At 74.8% G+C, this 16,958-nt stretch carries 14 protein-coding genes; 12 read left to right on the forward strand and 2 right to left on the reverse strand.

Annotated elements, in window-relative coordinates; all coding sequences use genetic code 11:
- Positions 1-51 precede the first annotated feature (51 nt).
- The 5 genes from DMH08_RS32375 to DMH08_RS32395 are packed head-to-tail and all read left to right on the forward strand — an operon-like array spanning position 52 to position 5,692.
- Positions 52-1,644 (forward strand): AMP-binding protein, encoded by a 1,593-nt coding sequence (locus DMH08_RS32375; RefSeq protein WP_125619804.1) that lies wholly within the window; start codon positions 52-54, stop codon positions 1,642-1,644.
- On the forward strand, positions 1,641-2,870 hold the full coding sequence (locus DMH08_RS32380) for an acyl-CoA dehydrogenase family protein (protein WP_125619806.1): 1,230 nt from the start codon (positions 1,641-1,643) through the stop codon (positions 2,868-2,870). The genes DMH08_RS32375 and DMH08_RS32380 overlap by 4 nt, the downstream gene beginning before the upstream one ends.
- 30 nt (positions 2,871-2,900) lie before the next feature.
- A complete protein-coding gene (locus DMH08_RS32385; RefSeq protein ID WP_125619808.1) occupies positions 2,901-3,665 on the forward strand; it encodes an enoyl-CoA hydratase/isomerase family protein in 765 nt (254 codons plus the stop codon).
- 9 nt (positions 3,666-3,674) lie between these two features.
- The gene (locus DMH08_RS32390; protein WP_026402392.1) at positions 3,675-4,613 is read left to right on the forward strand and encodes a VOC family protein; all 939 of its coding nucleotides are present in this window, start codon (positions 3,675-3,677) and stop codon (positions 4,611-4,613) included.
- Complete coding sequence (locus tag DMH08_RS32395) at positions 4,604-5,692, forward strand: acyl-CoA dehydrogenase family protein (protein ID WP_026402393.1); 1,089 nt, start codon at positions 4,604-4,606, stop codon at positions 5,690-5,692. Before DMH08_RS32390 ends, DMH08_RS32395 begins: the two co-directional genes overlap by 10 nt.
- Positions 5,693-5,750: 58 nt before the next feature.
- Here DMH08_RS32395 and DMH08_RS32400 read toward each other — a convergent pair whose 3' ends face one another.
- Positions 5,751-6,854 (reverse strand): helix-turn-helix domain-containing protein, encoded by a 1,104-nt coding sequence (locus DMH08_RS32400; RefSeq protein WP_233617932.1) that lies wholly within the window; start codon positions 6,852-6,854, stop codon positions 5,751-5,753.
- Positions 6,855-6,975: 121 nt separating this feature from the next.
- On the opposite strand from DMH08_RS32400, the gene DMH08_RS32405 reads away from it, so the two are divergent.
- The 5 genes from DMH08_RS32405 (at position 6,976) to DMH08_RS32425 (ending at position 14,251) form a co-directional block, all read left to right on the forward strand.
- Positions 6,976-8,202, forward strand: a complete 1,227-nt coding sequence (locus DMH08_RS32405) for a YncE family protein (RefSeq protein ID WP_125619810.1) — start codon at positions 6,976-6,978, stop codon at positions 8,200-8,202.
- A gap of 532 nt (positions 8,203-8,734) precedes the next feature.
- Entirely contained in the window at positions 8,735-9,265 is a 531-nt protein-coding gene (locus DMH08_RS32410; protein ID WP_125619812.1) for a hypothetical protein, read from the forward strand.
- Entirely contained in the window at positions 9,262-11,751 is a 2,490-nt protein-coding gene (locus DMH08_RS32415) for an Hsp70 family protein (protein ID WP_125619814.1), read from the forward strand. The genes DMH08_RS32410 and DMH08_RS32415 overlap by 4 nt, the downstream gene beginning before the upstream one ends.
- Positions 11,748-12,671, forward strand: a complete 924-nt coding sequence (locus DMH08_RS32420; RefSeq protein WP_051300636.1) for a hypothetical protein — start codon at positions 11,748-11,750, stop codon at positions 12,669-12,671. The genes DMH08_RS32415 and DMH08_RS32420 overlap by 4 nt, the downstream gene beginning before the upstream one ends.
- Positions 12,668-14,251, forward strand: coding sequence for a hypothetical protein (locus DMH08_RS32425; protein WP_026402407.1), 1,584 nt, complete (start codon positions 12,668-12,670; stop codon positions 14,249-14,251). Before DMH08_RS32420 ends, DMH08_RS32425 begins: the two co-directional genes overlap by 4 nt.
- 30 nt (positions 14,252-14,281) lie before the next feature.
- Here the strand turns inward: DMH08_RS32425 and DMH08_RS32430 are convergent, their stop codons facing one another.
- On the reverse strand, positions 14,282-15,022 hold the full coding sequence (locus DMH08_RS32430) for a hypothetical protein (RefSeq protein WP_034517825.1): 741 nt from the start codon (positions 15,020-15,022) through the stop codon (positions 14,282-14,284).
- A gap of 84 nt (positions 15,023-15,106) precedes the next feature.
- On the opposite strand from DMH08_RS32430, the gene DMH08_RS32435 reads away from it, so the two are divergent.
- Both DMH08_RS32435 and DMH08_RS32440 read left to right on the forward strand, forming a co-directional pair.
- Entirely contained in the window at positions 15,107-15,766 is a 660-nt protein-coding gene (locus DMH08_RS32435) for a TetR/AcrR family transcriptional regulator (RefSeq protein WP_125619816.1), read from the forward strand.
- 138 nt (positions 15,767-15,904) lie between these two features.
- A partial coding sequence (locus DMH08_RS32440) for an RNA polymerase sigma factor (protein WP_199748112.1) occupies positions 15,905-16,958 on the forward strand: 1,054 nt, incomplete at its 3' end.

Genomic DNA, 16,958 nt, shown 5'->3' on the forward strand with positions numbered 1-16,958 from the left:
CCGCAGCACCCCGTCACCACGCATGCCCCCCGAGCGACAGCGGAGGCCCGGATGCGCAAGGAGACGCTGGAGAGCTTCGTCCTCGGCGACGTTCTCCGGTCGCAGGCGCAGATTCACCGCAGGCAGACCTTTCTCAGATTCCGGGACGGCGACATCAGCTACGGCGAGGTCGACGCGTCCGCCGACCGGCTGGCGCGGGCGCTGTCCGGCGCCGGCGTCGCGCGCGGCGACCACGTGGCGCTGATGCTCCCGAACTGCCCCGACTTCGTGCCCCTCGTGTTCGCGCTGGCCCGGCTCGGCGCCGTCGCCGTCCCGGTCAACACCGGCTACCGGGGCGAGCTGCTCCGGCACGTGCTGACCAGTTCCGACTCCCGCTGGCTGATCATCGACGGCCCGTACGCCGAGCGGCTCCCCGACCTGGCCGAGCGGCTCCCGAAGCTGGCGGGCGTGCTCGTCCGGGACGCGGCCGGAGCCGGGATCCTCCTCGACCGGCTCGGCATCCCGGCCCGCGAGCTGGGCGGCCTGCCGGACGACGGGGACGGCCCGGTGCGCGTCCCGGTCGGGTTCGGCGACCTGCAAGCGATCATGTACACGTCGGGCACCACGGGCCCGTCGAAGGGCGCGATGGTGCCGCACGCGCTCGCGCTGACCTGCGCGTACGACTCGCTCGACTTCCTCGACCGGTGGGGGAAGACGATCTATTGCCCGCTGCCGCTGTTCCACGCGGCGGCGCTGTGGGACGGGATGCTGTCGGCGCTCCTCGGCGGCGGGTCGATCGCGATCGTGGAGAAGTTCAGCGCGTCCCGGTTCTGGGACGACGTGCGCCGGTTCGACGCGCGGGTGTGCATGAGCGTGTTCTCGATGATCCCGATCCTGCTGAACCGGCCGCCGTCCCCGCGCGACCGCGACCACCGGCTCGAGACGTTCTACATGGGCAAGTCGAACCTGGACGAGCCGCTGCGCGAGCGGTTCGGGGTCCGGTCGGTCGAGACGTACACGAGCACCGAGGCGGGCATCGCGACGGGCAGCCCGTACGGGGAGTGGCGGACGGGCTCGTGCGGCACGGCGCACGAGGAGCGGTTCCACGTCGCGGTCGTGGACGAGCGGGACCGGGAGGTGGGGCCGGGCGAACCGGGCGAACTCGTGCTGCGGCCGAAGCAGCCGTTCGTCCTCACGACCGGTTATTACGGCGCCTGGGAGGCGACCACCCGTTGTTTCCGGAATATGTGGTTTCACACCGGAGACCGGGTATGGCGGGACGAGGACGGCTATTTCTTCTTCCTCGACCGGATGAAGGACGCCATCCGCCGGCGCGGCGAGAACATCTCGGCCTTCGACCTGGAGTGCGAGATCAACGATCATCCGGCGGTGCTGGAGTGCGCCGCGATCGGCGTGCCCTCCGAGCTGGAGGACGAGGACATCAAGGTGTCGGTCGTGGTGCAGCCGGACCTCGGCCTCGACCCGGCCGAACTGATCGCCTACTGCGAGGAGCGGCTGCCGCGCGCGATGGTCCCCCGCTACGTCGAGTTCGTGGACGCCCTGCCGCGCACCCCGACCGACAAGGTCGCCAAGTACCGGCTGCGCGCCCAGGGCGAGGGCGGCATCACCCCCACCACGTGGGACCGGGAGGCGGACGGCCGGTGAACTGGGACGACACACCGCAGCAGGCCGCGTTCCGCGAAGAGGTCCGGACGTTCGTCAGGGAGAACTTCCCCGCCGCGTACAAGCCCGCGTGGCGCGAGGAGCAGAGCCTCGAACCCGAGGACGTCGCGGGCTACAACTGGCCGGTCGACCGTGTATCGGACGATCCGGTAAGGCGGGACGGCGCGCGCGCGTGGGCACGCGCGCTCGCGCAACGCGGATGGATCGCACCCCACTGGCCGTCCGAATTCGGCGGTGCGGGCCTGTCTCCCATGGAGGAGTTCATCCTGCACGAGGAGATGATGCGCGCGCGCGTCCCGACCGTGAACGGCATCGGCGCGTTCCTCCTCGGCCCGACGCTCCTGATGCACGGGACGGACGAGCAGAAGGCCGCGCACCTCCCGCCCATCGCGCGCGGCGAGGCGACGTGGGCGCAGGGGTTCTCCGAGCCCGGCTCCGGCTCCGACCTCGCGTCCCTGCGCACCCGCGCGGTCCGCGACGGCGACGTGTACGTGGTGGACGGGCAGAAGGTGTGGACGTCGCTCGGCCAGTACGCCGACTGGCTGTTCGTCCTCGTCCGCACCGACCCCGGCGCCGACCCCCGCCACCGCGGCATCACGTTCCTGCTCGTCGAGGCGGACGCGCCGGGCGTCACGATCCGCCCCATCACCGACCTGCGGGGCGCCGCGCCGTTCTGCGAGATCTTCTTCGACGGCGTCCGGGTGCCGGTCGCGAACCGCGTCGGCGAGGAGAACCGCGGCTGGTACGTCGCGATGACCGCGCTCGGCTTCGAGCGGGCCGGGATCGGCGCGACGATCAAGTACGAGCAGGCGCTCGCCGGGCTCGTCGCGTACCTGCGCTCCCGGGACGGCGCCCGGTTCGCCCGCGCGGACGCGGACCTGCGGCGGGAGATCGCCCGCCGCCACACCGAGATCCGGGTGCTGTACAACCTCGCCCGCTACACCGTGTCGCGCCAGGCGGCGGGTGAAGAACCGGGATACGAGGCGTCCGTCAACCAGCTCTTCGGAGCGGAACTCCACCAGCGCCTTGCGCGCACCGGCGCGCGCGCGTTCGGGCGGTACGCCGACCTCTGGGAACGCGACGACGCGCCCATGAACGCCTACTGGACCCACATGGTCCGCGACTCGGTCGCGTCCACCTTCCTCGGCGGCACCACCGAGATCCAGCGGAACGTCATCGCCACCCGGGGCCTGAACCTGCCCCGCTGACCGACCCCCACCAGGAGGAGCGAGAAGCGCATGCCCGACACCGGATACGGCGACTACGAGACCATCGACCTGAGGCTCGACGAACGGGTGGCCTGGCTGACCCTGAACCGGCCCGACAAGCTCAACGCGCTCACCCCCGCGACGATGCACGAGCTGCGGGACGTCTTCACCCGCGTCGACGACGACGAGGACGTCTGCGTCGTCGTCCTGCGCGGCGCCGGGGAGCGCGCGTTCTGCGCCGGGATGGACCTCGCCTGGTCCGAGAAGCTGACCCCGCGCGAGCGCGTCGAGCAGGGGCGCCTCGGCGAGAAGACGTTCGCGATGATGGAGCGCGCGTCCGTCCCGGTCGTCGCGGCCGTGCACGGCTACGCCGTCGGCGGCGGCCTCGAACTGGCGCTCGCCGCGGACTTCATCGTCGCGTCCGACGACGCCAAGGTCGGCCTGGTCGAGATCACCCTGTCGGCGCGGCCCCCGTACCGCCCGAAGATGACCGAGGACGGCGACCCCGACCAGCCCGAGTACGGCGGGTCGGCGCCCGGCTGGGGCGGCGTCAAGCGGCTCCCGGAGCGGATCGGCAAGGCCCGCGCGAAGGAGCTGCTGTTCACCGGCGCCCGCATCGACGCCGAGCGCGCGCTGCGGCTCGGGCTCGTCAACGACGTGTACCCGGCGGCGGAGTTCGGCGAGCGGGTCGGCGAGCTGGCGCGGCGCATCGCGGCGATGAACCGCTACAACCTGCGCCTCGTCAAGGAACTCGTCACCAGCGGTTACGACTGGATCGAACCCCACCCGAGCTAGGAGGCACCCGTGCAGATCTACCGGATCGACCACGTCGCGCAGGTGACCACCGACCTCGACGCCCAGGTCGCGCTCCTGGAGGGCCTCTTCGGTTTCCGGCGCGCGCGCACATGGGACAACCCCGCCGAGGGCGCGCGCGGCGCCCGCCTGGAGATCCCCGGCAGTCACGGCCAGGCGTGGGAGGTCGTGGAGCCCGCCGGGGACGGCTCCGCCCTGCAGACGTTCCTCGACGACCACGGCGGGCGCCCCGGCCTGCACCACGTCGGCGCCGAGGTGCCCGACCTCGAAGCCGCCCGCGCCGAACTGGAGGTCCGCGGCATCAAACCCACCGCGGGCGAGCGCGGCCGCTGGCTGGAGGCGTCCCTCAGCCCGCCCGAACGCGGACCCGGCGTCCTCTGGCGCCTCCGCGGCCCCGGCGGCCTCGCCATGTGCGGCGACACCCCGGACGCCGCGACCGGCCCGTGGGACGCACCCGGCGGACCGTCCCTCGGCATCGTCGCGCTCGACCACGTCTGCCAGGCGTACCCCGACCGCGACGAGCTCGCCCGCTGGTACCGCGACCTCGCCGGGTTCGTCCAGGTCTGGCGCACCGCCGACGACGAGCACCCCGACATGGCCGACCTCGTCCTTAACATCCCCGGCTCGGCGGTCTGCTGGGAGGTGATCATGCCGCGCGGCGCGGACTCGTTCATCGAGCGGTTCTGGGACCGCAACGGCGCCGCCGCGCACCACGTCACGTTCGAGGTCGCCGACTGGGACCGCGCCATGGACGCCTGCCGCGACCGCGACACCCCCACGTTCGGCGAGAACGAGGGCGCCACCGACGGCGCCGCGTGGCGGGACGCGTTCATCCACCCGAAGCACACCGGCGGCGTCCTCGTCCAGCTGTTCTGGGAGGAACGGCCGGGCGTGTGGGTCCGCTCCGACAAGATCCCGCCATGGACCTGACCCGCACCGAGGACCAGGAGCTCATCGCCGCGACCGCCCGCGGGCTCCTGGCCTCCCGCGGCGCGGCCGCCGGGGCGCGGGCGGTGGACGGCGACCCGGCGGGGCACTCGGCGGACCTGTGGAAGGAGATGGCCGGGCTCGGCTGGACCGGCCTGCCCTTCCCCGCGGACGCCGGCGGCGCAGGCGGCGACTTCGTCGACGCCTGCCTGCTGTTCGAGGAGCTCGGGTACGCGCTCGTCCCGAGCCCGCTCGCCGCGTCCGTCGCCGCGTGCGGCATGCCGATCGCCCGGTTCGGCACCCCGGAGCAGCGGGAGCGGTGGCTCGGCGGGATCGCCGCCGGGCGCGTCGCGACCGCCGCGCCCCTCCCGTGGGACCGGCCCGGCGAGGGGCCGGTCGCCCGCCCCGACGGGGCCGGGTACGTCCTCGACGGCGTCGCGACGTTCGTCCCGTTCGCCGCGTCCGCCGAGAACGTCCTCGTCGTGGCGCGGCTGGACGGCGAACCCCGCGCGTTCTGGGCCGACGCGTCGGCCGCGACCCCGCGCCCGGCGGGGACGCTCGGTTTCGACCGCCCGTGCCACCTCGACCTCGCGGGCGTCCGCGTCGCACCGGACGGCGTCCTCGGCGCCGACCGGGCCGCCGCGGACGCGGTCTCCCTGTTCGGCGCCGCGGCGGCCTGCGCGGAGATGGTCGGCGGCGCGCAGCGGGTGCTCGACATGACGGTCGCGTACGCGGGGGAGCGGCGCCAGTTCGGCCGCCCCATCGGGACGTTCCAGGCGGTGCAGCACCACTGCTCCGACATGGCCGTCGACGTCCTCGGCTCCCGCTTCATCGCCTACGAGGCGATCTGGCGGCTGTCGGCCGGACGGGAGGCCGCCGCGGACGTCGCGACCGCCAAGGCGTGGGTGAGCGAGGCGTACGAGCGGGTGTGCGCGCTCGGCCACCAGGTGCACGGCGCGATCGGCTTCACCCGGGAGCACGACCTGCACCTGTTCTCCCGCCACGCGATGTCGGCCGCCCTCGCCCACGGCGACGCGGCCCTGCACCTCGACCGCCTCGCGACCGCCCTCGACGTCCCCTGACCCGGCGGGCCCCGGCCGCCCCGGCCGGGGCCCTCGCCGGGGCGCTCGCGGGCGGGCGTCACTCGCCGGGTTCCAGCCAGGTGTGGAGGGCCCACCACCAGCGCAGGGCGTCGAGGACCGTGCCTTCCGTGCCCGGCGACGCGCCGACGACCTCTTCCAGCCGCCCCAGCCGGTACCGGACGGTGTTCGGGTGGACGTGCAGCGCCGCGGCCGTCCGGTCCAGCCGGCGCTCGTGGTCCAGGTACGCCAGCGCGGTCGCCGCGAGCTCCCGGTGGAACGAGTCGTCCGGGTTCAGCGGGCCCAGCAGCGTCCGGTTCAGCAGCCCCGCCAGCGCGGGCTGCGCCGCCAGCGCCGTCACGCCCGCGAGATCTGTCAGCTCCCGCAGCCCGCGCAGCCCCCGCGCCTCCGCCGCCACCAGCGCGGACCCGCACAGCGCGTACATTCCGGCGGCCTCGCCGAGCCGCGCCGGCGGCGCGCACACCACGAGCACGTCCGCGTCCAGCCCGTCCGGCAGCCGCGGCGTCAGGCCCGACAACCGCCCGTCCACCAGCCCGAACACGCCGCCGCACACCGCGAGCCGCCGCTCCACCGCCCGCACCTGCACCGGGTCGGCGACGTTCGACGCCAGGCACCGGTACAGCCCGTCCGGCCGCAGCCCCGCGTGCAGGACGTCCTCCTCCGCCGGGACCTCGCCGTGCAGCAGCCGCCGCAGCACCTGGAACCGGACGTCCCGCGCCGTCCCCGCCAGCTCCAGCTCGGCCGTCCGGTACCCGTTCACCACCGCCCGCTCCAGCGCCCCCACCCGCGGTTCGAGCTCCAGCAGCGCCGTCAGCATCACCCGCTCCGGCACGCCCGCCGCCCGGCCCCGCACCACCGCGATCTGCGCCGCGCGGCTCCGTCCCGCCTGCACCCCGTGCAGCAGCGCCGTGATCGGCACCCCCTGCGCCGCGCGGTCCGCGCCCAGCCGCGCCGCCGCCGCCAGGTCGCCCTCCCGCGCGAGCACCACCGGCAGCACCAGCGCGACGTGCCGCCGCGTCTCCTCCTCCGGCAGCCGCGCCACCGGCGGCGACTGGCTCCGCGCCGCCCGGACGATCTCCTCGATCACGCTCGCGTCCGCGGCCATCCCGCGCAGCACCGAAGCGAACTCCTCGTGCACGATCACCGCCGGGGTTGTGGGCCGGTTCCAACCAACATGCACCGTGTTGTCCGCCGCGCCCTATCCGGAGCGGACGGGCGCTTGCTTTCCTATCGGCTACCGAAAAGTAACACCGCGAGGAGCGGCCATGAAGCCCCGGACGATCAGCTGCGGCCTCGCCGCCGCGGCCCTCACCGCCACACTCGCCGCCGCCCCCGCCGACGCGGCGGAGCTCCGCGAGGTGATGTTCGTCGGCAACAACTGGGACGGCACCGCCCACGTCATCGAGGCGCGCGGCGACTTCGAGGCCATCGGCCGGATCAACGTCGTCCCCGACAAGGAGGAGCGCCTCCAGGAGATCTACAGCGACCCGGTCAAGCTGGTCTTCTTCCTCGGCATCCGCATCACCGTCGGCGAGGGCCACGACCAGTACGTCGACGACATGTACTCCACCCCCGACGGCCGCTCCATGGTCGTCTCCCGCCCCAGCTTCGCCGACGTCGTCTCCATCGACCTCGAGACCGGCGACCTCAACTGGCGCTTCCCCGTCTCCGGCCACCGCGCCGACCACATGGCCGTCTCGCCCGACGGGAACTCCGTCGCCGTCTCCGCCTCGACGTCCAACACCGTGCACGTCCTCGACATCGAGACCGGCGAGCAGCTCGGCTCGTTCGCCACCGGCGACAAGCCGCACGAGAACGTCTACACGCAGGACGGCCGCTACCTCTGGAACATGTCGATCGGCGAGGTCAACAACGACCTGGACGCGCCCTGGCTCGACTTCACCAAGGGCGACCGGAAGATCACCATCGCCGACACCACCACCTTCGAGACCGTCCGCACCATCGACATGCGCGACCGCCTCGACGCCTTCGGCCGCGAGGACCTCTCCGACTCCGTCCGCCCCGTCGCGTTCACCCCCGACGAGTCGAAGCTGTACTTCCAGGTGTCGTTCTTCAACGGCTTCCTCGAGTACGACGTCGAGTCCGACACGATCACCCGCGTCAAGGAGCTCCCGAAGAACCCCGAGACCAGCGACGACCGCACCACGTTCGTCAACGACTCCCGCCACCACGGCATGTCGATGAGCCCCGACGGCTCGAAGCTCTGCATCGCGGGCACGATGGACGACTACGCCACGGTCGTCGACCGCGCCACCCTGCAGGAAGGCCCCCTGGTCACCGCGTCCAAGCCCTACTGGGCCACCGTCAGCGGCGACGGGAAGTCGTGCGTCATCTCCGAGAGCGGCACCGACCAGGTCACCGCGATCAGCTTCGCCACCGGCCGCAAGATCGCGTCCGTCCCGGTCGGCGACCACCCCCAGCGCGTCCGCCTCGCCCACATCCCCGCCGACTGGACGCCCCCGGCCGGCTGATCACCGCCACCGGAGCGCGAGCCGCCTGACCGGCCACAACCACCACGGACGCGACAGCCCGAGCACGATCGCGTCCCGGATCCCCCGCCGCACCGGTTCCGCCGCCGCCCACCCCCGGACCAACCCGATCACCGCATCGGACCCGGGCCGGGCGGCGGCGGCTCGGCGTGGGCGGGGGCGTGGTGTCGATCGCCCTGCAGCGGACGACGCAGCCGCCGGCGCGCGGCTCGACCACTTCGACGGCCGGGCCGGTCATGCGGGGCGCGGGCCGGCGAGCTCCGCCTTGCGGAGGGTGCTGGCGGCGTGGCGCATGTGGGCGGCGTCGACGAGCCGGACAGCCCCCATTTTTCGAGTGTTTGGGGCTTATGGGAAATATGGGACCCGAATGCGGTCCTGTATCAATTCTTTCCTGGCCGAATCCGGTCAGGGTCCGAGAAAGGCCGGGAGAGTAGGTAAATCGACCTAGACAGTCCCTCTTCGGCGCGACGAAAATCGCACTCCGGATCAGCCGTGATCGGGAGGAACGCACCGGATGGGACGCTTCGTCGGGGGAAGCCGGGGCGCGCTCCGGCAATGGCGGTACCCCCCGGAATTCCGGATCGCGGCGCCCGCGTGGCCCGCCGACGCGCTCGCCGCGCTCACCGAGTCGGCGCGCCTGGAGGCCGCCGCCGCGGAGCCCGCCGGGCTGGGCGGACGGTCGCTCGTGGACGTGGCGACGAGCCTGTGGCGGCTGCGCGCGCGCATCGAGCGGATGGACGACCCGCCGCGCGCGCTCGTCCGGCACCTGGAGTCCGCCTGGGACGCCTTCGCCGACGCGGGGGTCGAGATCAAGGACCACGCGGGCGAGCCGTTCGACCACGGGCTCGCGATGTCCGTGGCGGCCTACCAGCCCACCCCGGGGCTGCACCGGGAGCAGATCATCGAGACCGTGCGGCCGGGCGTCTACCTCGACGACCGCTCGATCCAGATGGCGGAGGTCATCGTGGGCACCCCGGAACGGACCGAGGAACCGGGCGCCGCCGGACCGGCCTCCGGAGCGATGGAGGAGACGCGCGGACGATGACCAGGACCACGATCGACTTCGGTATCGACCTCGGCACCACCAACAGCGCGATCGCGATGCTGAGCGGCGTCGGCGCGGAGGTCATCAAGAACAACGTCAGCTCCGACACGACCCCGTCGGCGGTGATGCTCGACCGGCGCGGCAGGCTCCAGGTCGGGATGCGGGCCAAGCAGCGCAGCGAGGACGACCCGGACAACACGTGCGTCGAGTTCAAGCTGCGGATGGGCACCACCGGCCGACCCAAGGAGTTCCCCGCCGCCGGGCGCACGATGACGCCCGAGGAGATGTCGGCCGAGGTGCTGCGGTCGCTGCGGCACGACGTCGTCCAGCACCACGGCGAGGAGATCGGCGCGGCGGTCATCACCGTGCCCGCCGCCTTCGAGCTCAGCGCCTGCGACGCCACCCGGCGCGCCGCCGAACTGGCCGGGCTGCCGTACGCCCCGCTGCTGCAGGAGCCCACCGCGGCCGCGTCCGCGTACGGGTTCCAGACCGACACCGACAACGCGTTCTGGCTCGTCTACGACATCGGCGGCGGCACCTTCGACGCCGCCGTCGTCAACGTGCGCGACGGCGAGTTCACCGTCGTCAACCACTGCGGCGACAACTACCTCGGCGGCAAGCTGCTGGACTGGGCCATCGTCGAGGAAGTGCTGGTCCCGGCGGTCGCCGCGGAGTTCCGCGTCGACGACCTGCGCCGCGGCAACCCCGCGCAGCGCCGCAACATGGCCAAGCTGAAGTGGGCCGCCGAGGCCGCCAAGATCGAGCTGTCCCGGGCCGACGAGGCGGCGATCACGGTCGAGATCGCCGACGCGGCCGGCGAGCCCCGGGACTTCATCTACGACCTGACGCGCGCCGAGGTGGAGCGGCTGATGGAGCCGCTGATCGTCCGGTCGGTCAACCTGAGCCGCAAGGCGCTGGCGGAGAGCCGCCTCGGCCCCGGGGACATCGAGAAGGTCCTGCTGGTGGGCGGCCCGACGCTGATGCCGTACCTGCGGGAGCGGCTCGCCGACCCGCGCGAGGGCCTCGGCATCGCCCTCGACCACAGCCAGGACCCGCTCACCGTCGTCGCGCGCGGCGCCGCGATCTTCGCGGGCGGGCAGCGGCTCGACGCCGTCGACGCGCCGCCGCCCCCGGCGGCGAGCGGCGAGTACGCCGTCGAGCTGGAGTACCGCCCGGTCGGACCGGACATCGAGCCGTTCGTCGGCGGCCGGGTGGCCGGCGCGGACACCGCGGGCTGCTCCGTGGAGTTCGTCAACCCCGACGCCAAGCCGCCCTGGCGCAGCGGTCGGGTCCCGCTGGCGCCGGACGGCACGTTCACCGCGACGCTCTGGGCGGAGAAGGGACGCGCGAACACCTTCGAGATCGAGTTGACGAACGCCACCGGCGACCGCCGCCCGGTCACGCCCGGCACGCTCACCTACACGGTCGGGATCGTCGAGACGCAGCCGCCGCTCACCCACTCCATCGGGATCGGCCTCGCCGACAACGAGGTCGAGTGGCTGTTCCGGAAGGGCACGCCGCTCCCGGCGCGCCGCCGCACCAAGCTGAGCACGACGGTCACCGTCAGCCGGGGCAGCGGCGACGGCATGATCCGCATCCCGGTGGTGGAGGGCGAGCACCACCGCGCCGACCGCAACCGCCGCATCGGCCGGCTGGAGGTCGACGCGGAGCAGGTCACCCGGGACGTCCCCGAGGGCAGCGACGTCGAGATGACCATCGCGATCGACGAGTCGAGGCTCGTGGTCGCGCGCGCGTACGTCCCGATCCTGGACGAGGAGTTCGAGCACGTCCTGAACCTGCAGACCGAGTCGGTGCCGGCGGCCGACGACCTCGCCCGCGACGCCGCGGCCGAGAAGCGGCGGCTGGCCGCGGTGCGCCGCCGCGTCGACGAGTTCGGCGACGCGCGCGCCGCCGCGGTGCTCGCCCGGATCGACGCCGAGCGGATCGTCCCCGACCTCGACGCCGAGGTGGACGCCGCCCGGGTCGACCCGGACGCGGCCGCCGCCGCCGCGCGGCGGCTGCTCGACCTGCGGGCCGCGGTGGACGAGGCCGAGGACGAACTCGAATGGCCGCAGCTCGTCCAGGAGGCCCGCGAGGCCGTCCCGGTGCTGCGGGAGATCGTCCGGGAGCGCGGCCGCCCCGGCGACCAGCCGATGCTGGAAGCCGCCGAGGACGCCGTCCAGGAGGCGATCACCGCGCACGACGCCGACCTGCTGCGGCAGCGCATCGACGAGCTGCGGCTGCTCGCGATGCGGGTGCTGGACGAGTCCGGCGACCTCGCGTTCCTCGCGTTCAACGAACTGGAGACCCTCCAGCCCGAGATGCGGGACCGGGAGGAGGCCGGACGGCTGGTGGCCGCCGGGCGGCGCGCCGCCGAGTCCGGCGACGTCGACACGCTGCGGCAGGTCAACGCGGCGCTCGGCGAGATGCTCCCGTCGCCGCCGCCCCCGCCCGACCCCTTCAGCACGGTCCGGCGCGGCCGATGAGCGGCCCCGCGCGCGCACCGGACCCGGCGTCGCCGCCCGCGCCGCCGTCCGCGTCCTTCGCGGCGCGGGAGGCGGCGCTCGCCCAGGCCCGCGTCCTCGCCCGCGCCGGACGGTACGCGGAGGCCGCGGCGCTGCTCGACGGCGAGCACGGCGCGGACGTCCTCGACCTGCGGGCCCGCATGTACGCGCAGCAGGGCCGGCTGGACGACGCCGACCGCTGCTGGGCCGAGGCCGCCGCGCTGTCCCCGGGCGACGCCGGCGCCGCCCGGGGCCGCGCCCGGATCGCCGAGCTGCGCGCGCGGTCGGCCGCCACCGGCCCCGGCCGGGCGCTCACCGCGCGCGTCCTGCTCCGCGCGGGCGGCGCGGCCGCGGCGCTGCTCGCGCTCGTCCTGCTCGCCGCGCTCTGGGCGGACGACGACGCGCCCGCGGCCCTCCCGGCCGCCCCGGCGCCCGCGGCGTCGGCGCCGGCCGCGCCGCCGGCGTCCGCCGACCCGCTCACCGGGCTGGACCTGGACGTCCCCGGGGTGCGGGCGGAACGCCGCGCCGGGGAGATCGCGGTCACCTTCGACCGCGGCCTGTTCGGCGCGGGCGCGGAGCTCACCCCGGACGGACGGGCGGCGCTCGCCGCGCTCGGCGAGCGGCTGCGCCCGCACGCCGGGCGGCTCGCGGTCGCGGTCGTCGGCCACACCGACCGCACGGCCGTCCGTCCCGGCGGCGAGTACGCGAGCAACGTCGAGATCGGGATGATGCGGGCCACGGTCGCCCGGGAGGCGCTGCGCGCGTCCGCGGGGATCCCCACGGCCCGGTTCACGCTGTCGACGCTCGCCGGCCTGGACCCGCCGCACGGCGGCGACGCGGTCCCCGGCGACCCCCGCGACCGCACGGTCAGCCTGCGCGTTTCCGCAGTGGAGGGACGATGAGCACGCGGGACCGGAACGCGGCGGCGTTCTTCGCGAACGCCGGAACCGACCTGTACCGGCGCAACGCGTTCCGGGTCGCCGGCCTCTCCGTCCACGCGACGGCCCGCGACATCCGGCGCCGCGCGGAGGAGCTGCGGGTCAAGGCCCGGCTCGGCGCGGGCGCGGGCGGCGCCCCGGGACCGCTGCCGCTCCGCCCGCCGCCCGAACCGGACGCCGTCCAGGAGGCGCTGCAGCGGCTGCGCGACCCGGTCCGCCGCCTCGAGGACGAGCTGTTCTGGTTCTGGCCCGCGCACAACGCGGCCGTCGAGGGCGCCCGCGACGAGGCCCTCGACGCCCTGCGGGATGGGCGCCCGCACGACGCCGAACGGCTGTGGGCCGACCCCGCGCCCGGCCGCGCCGCCGCCGTCGCCGCGCACAACCTCGCCGTCCTCGCCCACGCCCAGGCCCTCGACGGCTACCTCGACGCCGACACCGCCGCAGACGGTCCCGGCGGCCGCGACCTGTGGAAACCGGCGCTGCGGCACTGGCGGACCGTCCTCGACACCGACGCGTTCTGGGACCTGGTCGCCGCCCGCGCCCGCGCCGCCGACGACCCGCGCCTCGGCCCCGGCACGGCCGGCGAGCTGCGTGAACGGCTGCCCGCCGTGCTGCTGCGGATCGCCGCCGAGGCCGCCGTCGGGACGTCCCTGGGCGGCGACGCGAAGGGCGGGGTCGCGCTCGCCGGGGTGATCCGCACGTCCGGGTTCGACGAGGCGGCCGTCGACACCGCGTTCCGCGCGGCGGCCGCGCCCGAGCTGAACCGGCTCCGGGCGCTCGGGGATTCCGCGCTCGACCGCGCCCGGACGTCCCCGGACACCGCCCGCGACGAGGCCGTCCACATCCTCGACCACTCCCGTGCCGCGCTGGAGGCGCTCGGCGAGATCCTCACCCCGGCCCACCCGCTGCTGGAGGGCGTCCGGGACGAGATCGCCGAACGCGTCCAGCAGTGCACGGTGCTGTACGGCAACACGACCAAGGACTGGGCGACGGCCGAGGAGATCCTCGAACGCGCCGAGCCCGTCGCCGCGACGGTGACCGTCCGGTCCCGGATCCGCGCGAACATCGAGACCGTCGGCGAGAACCGGCTCTACGCGACCTGCTGGTTCTGCCGGGAGAACCCCGCCGACGACGACGCGACGTACGAGAAGCGGATGCACGGCGACGTCCAGCAGCAGGTCGTCGGCTACTACCCGGCGCGCCAGATCCAGACCACCTGGCGGAAGCTGACCGCCCGGGTGCCGCGCTGCGCCGCCTGCGCCGCCGCGCACCGGTCCCGCGGCCGGAACGTGACGGGCTTCGGCTGCCTCGGCACCGCCGGGACGCTCGCCCTCGGCATCGCGCTGATCGTCGCGGGCGCGCCGCCCGTCCTGCCGTTCCTGCTGATCTTCGCGGCCGTCATCGGCTTCTTCGTCGTCATGGCCTCCGGGAACGTCGACGGCCTGCCGAAGAAGGCGCACGCGACGCTGGGCGACTGGCCGCCGATCAGGGAGCAGCTCGACGCGGGCTGGGCGTTCGGCGAGAAACCCCCGACCGCGGGCTGACCGGTCCGGCCGCTCAGGGGCGCCGGGCGGTCAGGACGGGGACGACGGGCGGCCCGCGACCAGATCGGCGAGCGCGGTGGCCCAGCGCTGGACGGGCCCCCGCAGCCGGGCGTCGCGGGCGGCGGCCCGCGCGAGCTTGCGCTCCCCGTACCGGCGGCGCGCCCACGGCGACTCCGGACGCGCCAGCCGGACCGCGCCCACGATCGCCACCACGCCGACGAACAGGCCGATCAGCCCCGTCCACACCTTGCCCTTGACCAGGGCGACCAGCGCGACGAACAGGTTGAACAGCAGCGTCAGCGCGACCGCCCACGCGGCCTCGCCCTCGTCGCGCTCGTCCCCGATCCCCAGCGGGCGCAGCCCCAGCAGCGCCAGCCCGCACAGCGCGATCGCGATGAACACCACCTCGACCGACAGCTGCCCCTGCCGCGTCCAGTAGACGTCCTTCAGGTGCAGCACGAGCGCGAACTCGTCCAGGACGAGCGCGGTCCCGACCCCGAACACGCCCGCGAGCACCCCGGCCGCCGCCGACGAGCCGTCCTCCACCAGCAGCCCGCCGACACCGCCCACGCACATGAACACCAGCCCGAACACCACGTGGTGGATGTGGTGGCCGCCCGGCGTGACGTTCCCCGGCCACCACCGCACCCCCGCCCGGATCATCCGCACGCTGAACCGGATGAACAGGAACGCCGCGATGAACGCCACCAGGAACACGAACAGGCGCAGCCGTCCGGTGTCGACGATCTCCCGAGTGAACCAGCCCCCCATGCCCCGGACATGCCCCGGTCCGCGCCGCCCACCCGCCGCGCCCGGGGCGTTCTCTCCGGGGCCGGGACGTTCTATCGTGGGCGGATGCCCGAACCGCAGACCCGCCGCCTGCCCCGCGGCCGCCACGCCCTGGCGCGCGAGGAGGTGCGGCGCATCCAGCGGGCCCGGCTGTGCCGGGCGATGGCCGAGGTGATGGCCGAGAAGGGGTACGTCGACACGTCCGTCGCGGACGTGCTGCAGCGGGCGACCGTGTCGCGGCAGAGCTTCTACGAGCTGTTCGACTCCAAGCTCGACTGCTTCATGGCCGCCTTCGCGGGCGCGGGCGAGCTCCTGCTGGAGCGGCTCGCCGCCGACGTCGGCGTCGCCCGGGGCGCCGCGGCCGGCGGGACGCCCGCCGACCGGCTCGCGCTGTGCGAGCGCGCGATCGGCGCCTACCTGCGGGCGCTCGCCGCCGAACTGCCCTACGCGCGGCTGTTCCTCGTCGAGGTCTACGCGGCCGGCCCCGAGGCGATCGACCGCCGCGCCCGCACCCAGGAGATCATCGCCGGGGCGCTCGCCGACCTGGTGGGCGCCGAGGACGAGTCCGTCCGGTTCGCCTGCCGGACGATCGTCGCGGCGACGAGCGCGATGGTGACGCCGCCGGTCGCCGAGCAGGACGCGGACGCGCTGCTCGCGCTGGGCCCGCCGCTGATCGAGCACGTCCGGATGCTGTGGTCCGCGGGCGTCCTCGCCGCGGACGAATAGCGCCGGGCGGATCGCCGCCGGGCGGCGTCTTTGCCATGCTACGGCGATGGCCCGCAAACCCTCGATCACCGGCATTTCGTGTTATCCGCCGCGTTCCGGGGCGTCTCCTGAGGAGCTCTCGGAAGGACGGTGAAGCCCGTGCCCAAGGACGTGGCCACGCTCGTGCGGGCGGCGCAGGACGGCGACCCCGCGGCCAGGAACGCCCTGGTCGCCGAACACCTGCCGCTCCTCTACAACGTGGTCGGCTGGGCCCTGGACGGCCACGCCGACGTGGACGACGTCGTGCAGGAGTCGCTGCTGCGCGCGCTCGGCGGCCTCGACGGCCTCCGCGAACCCGCCAGCTTCCGCTCCTGGCTCGTCTCCATCGCGATGAACCAGGTCCGCAGCCGGTGGGCGGCGCTGCGCCGCCGCGCCCCCGTCGACCCGGACGCCCTCGCCCGGCTGGCCGAACCCGCCCCGGACTTCGCGGAGACGGCCGTGCTGCGCCTCGAACTCGCCGGGCAGCGCCGCGAGGTCGCCGACGCCACCCGCTGGCTCGACCCCGGCGAGCGCGACGTCCTCGCCCTCTGGTGGCTGGAGGCGTCCGGCCACGTCACCCGCCGCGAGCTCGCCGACGGGCTCGGCGTGACCCCCGCGCACGCCGCCGTCCGGGTCCAGCGCATGAAGGCGCAGCTCGCGACGTGCCGCGCCGTCGTCCGCGCGCTCGCGCCGCCGCGCTGCGGCGAACTTCCCCTCGACCGCTGGGACGGCCGCCCGTCGCCGCTCTGGCGCAAGCGCATCGCCCGGCACGTCCGCGCGTGCCCCGCGTGCGCCGACCGGGGCCGCGACCTCCTCCCGCCCGAGGCGCTCCTCGCCGGCCTCGTCATGATCCCCCCACCGCCGGCCGCCTTCGACCTCGCCTCCGCGGCATCCACGGCATCCGCGGCATCCGCGAGCGCCGAACCCGGCACGTCCGGCCTGCCATACCCATCCAGCACCCCCAGCGCCGCGAACCAGCCGAGCGGTTCCGGCGGCGAGCCCGACGCATCCGGCATGGCCGACATGCCGGGCGCGCCCGGCGGTGCGGGACGGCCGGGGCAGCCGGGCGGTTCCGGCGGCGGGCGTCGGACCGGGTCGTCGTGTGGACGGCCGTGGGCGCGGCGGGGCTGCTCGTGGCCGGGGCGGTCGCCGGGACGGTCGCGAGCCTGGTGCG

The organism is Actinomadura sp. WAC 06369 (genome assembly GCF_003947565.1).
GTDB lineage: Bacteria > Actinomycetota > Actinomycetes > Streptosporangiales > Streptosporangiaceae > Spirillospora > Spirillospora rifamycini.

Excerpts from the sequence above, each read along its gene's own strand:
- DMH08_RS32375 (WP_125619804.1), top strand. The coding sequence starts at position 52 with ATGCGCAAGGAGACGCTGGAGAGCTTCGTCCTCGGCGACGTTCTCCGG.
- DMH08_RS32385 (WP_125619808.1), top strand. The coding sequence starts at position 2,901 with ATGCCCGACACCGGATACGGCGACTACGAGACCATCGACCTGAGGCTC.
- DMH08_RS32395 (WP_026402393.1), top strand. The coding sequence starts at position 4,604 with ATGGACCTGACCCGCACCGAGGACCAGGAGCTCATCGCCGCGACCGCC.
- DMH08_RS32405 (WP_125619810.1), top strand. The coding sequence starts at position 6,976 with ATGAAGCCCCGGACGATCAGCTGCGGCCTCGCCGCCGCGGCCCTCACC.
- DMH08_RS32410 (WP_125619812.1), top strand. The coding sequence starts at position 8,735 with ATGGGACGCTTCGTCGGGGGAAGCCGGGGCGCGCTCCGGCAATGGCGG.
- DMH08_RS32415 (WP_125619814.1), top strand. The coding sequence starts at position 9,262 with ATGACCAGGACCACGATCGACTTCGGTATCGACCTCGGCACCACCAAC.
- DMH08_RS32420 (WP_051300636.1), top strand. The coding sequence starts at position 11,748 with ATGAGCGGCCCCGCGCGCGCACCGGACCCGGCGTCGCCGCCCGCGCCG.
- DMH08_RS32425 (WP_026402407.1), top strand. The coding sequence starts at position 12,668 with ATGAGCACGCGGGACCGGAACGCGGCGGCGTTCTTCGCGAACGCCGGA.
- DMH08_RS32430 (WP_034517825.1), bottom strand. The coding sequence starts at position 15,022 with ATGGGGGGCTGGTTCACTCGGGAGATCGTCGACACCGGACGGCTGCGC.
- DMH08_RS32435 (WP_125619816.1), top strand. The coding sequence starts at position 15,107 with ATGCCCGAACCGCAGACCCGCCGCCTGCCCCGCGGCCGCCACGCCCTG.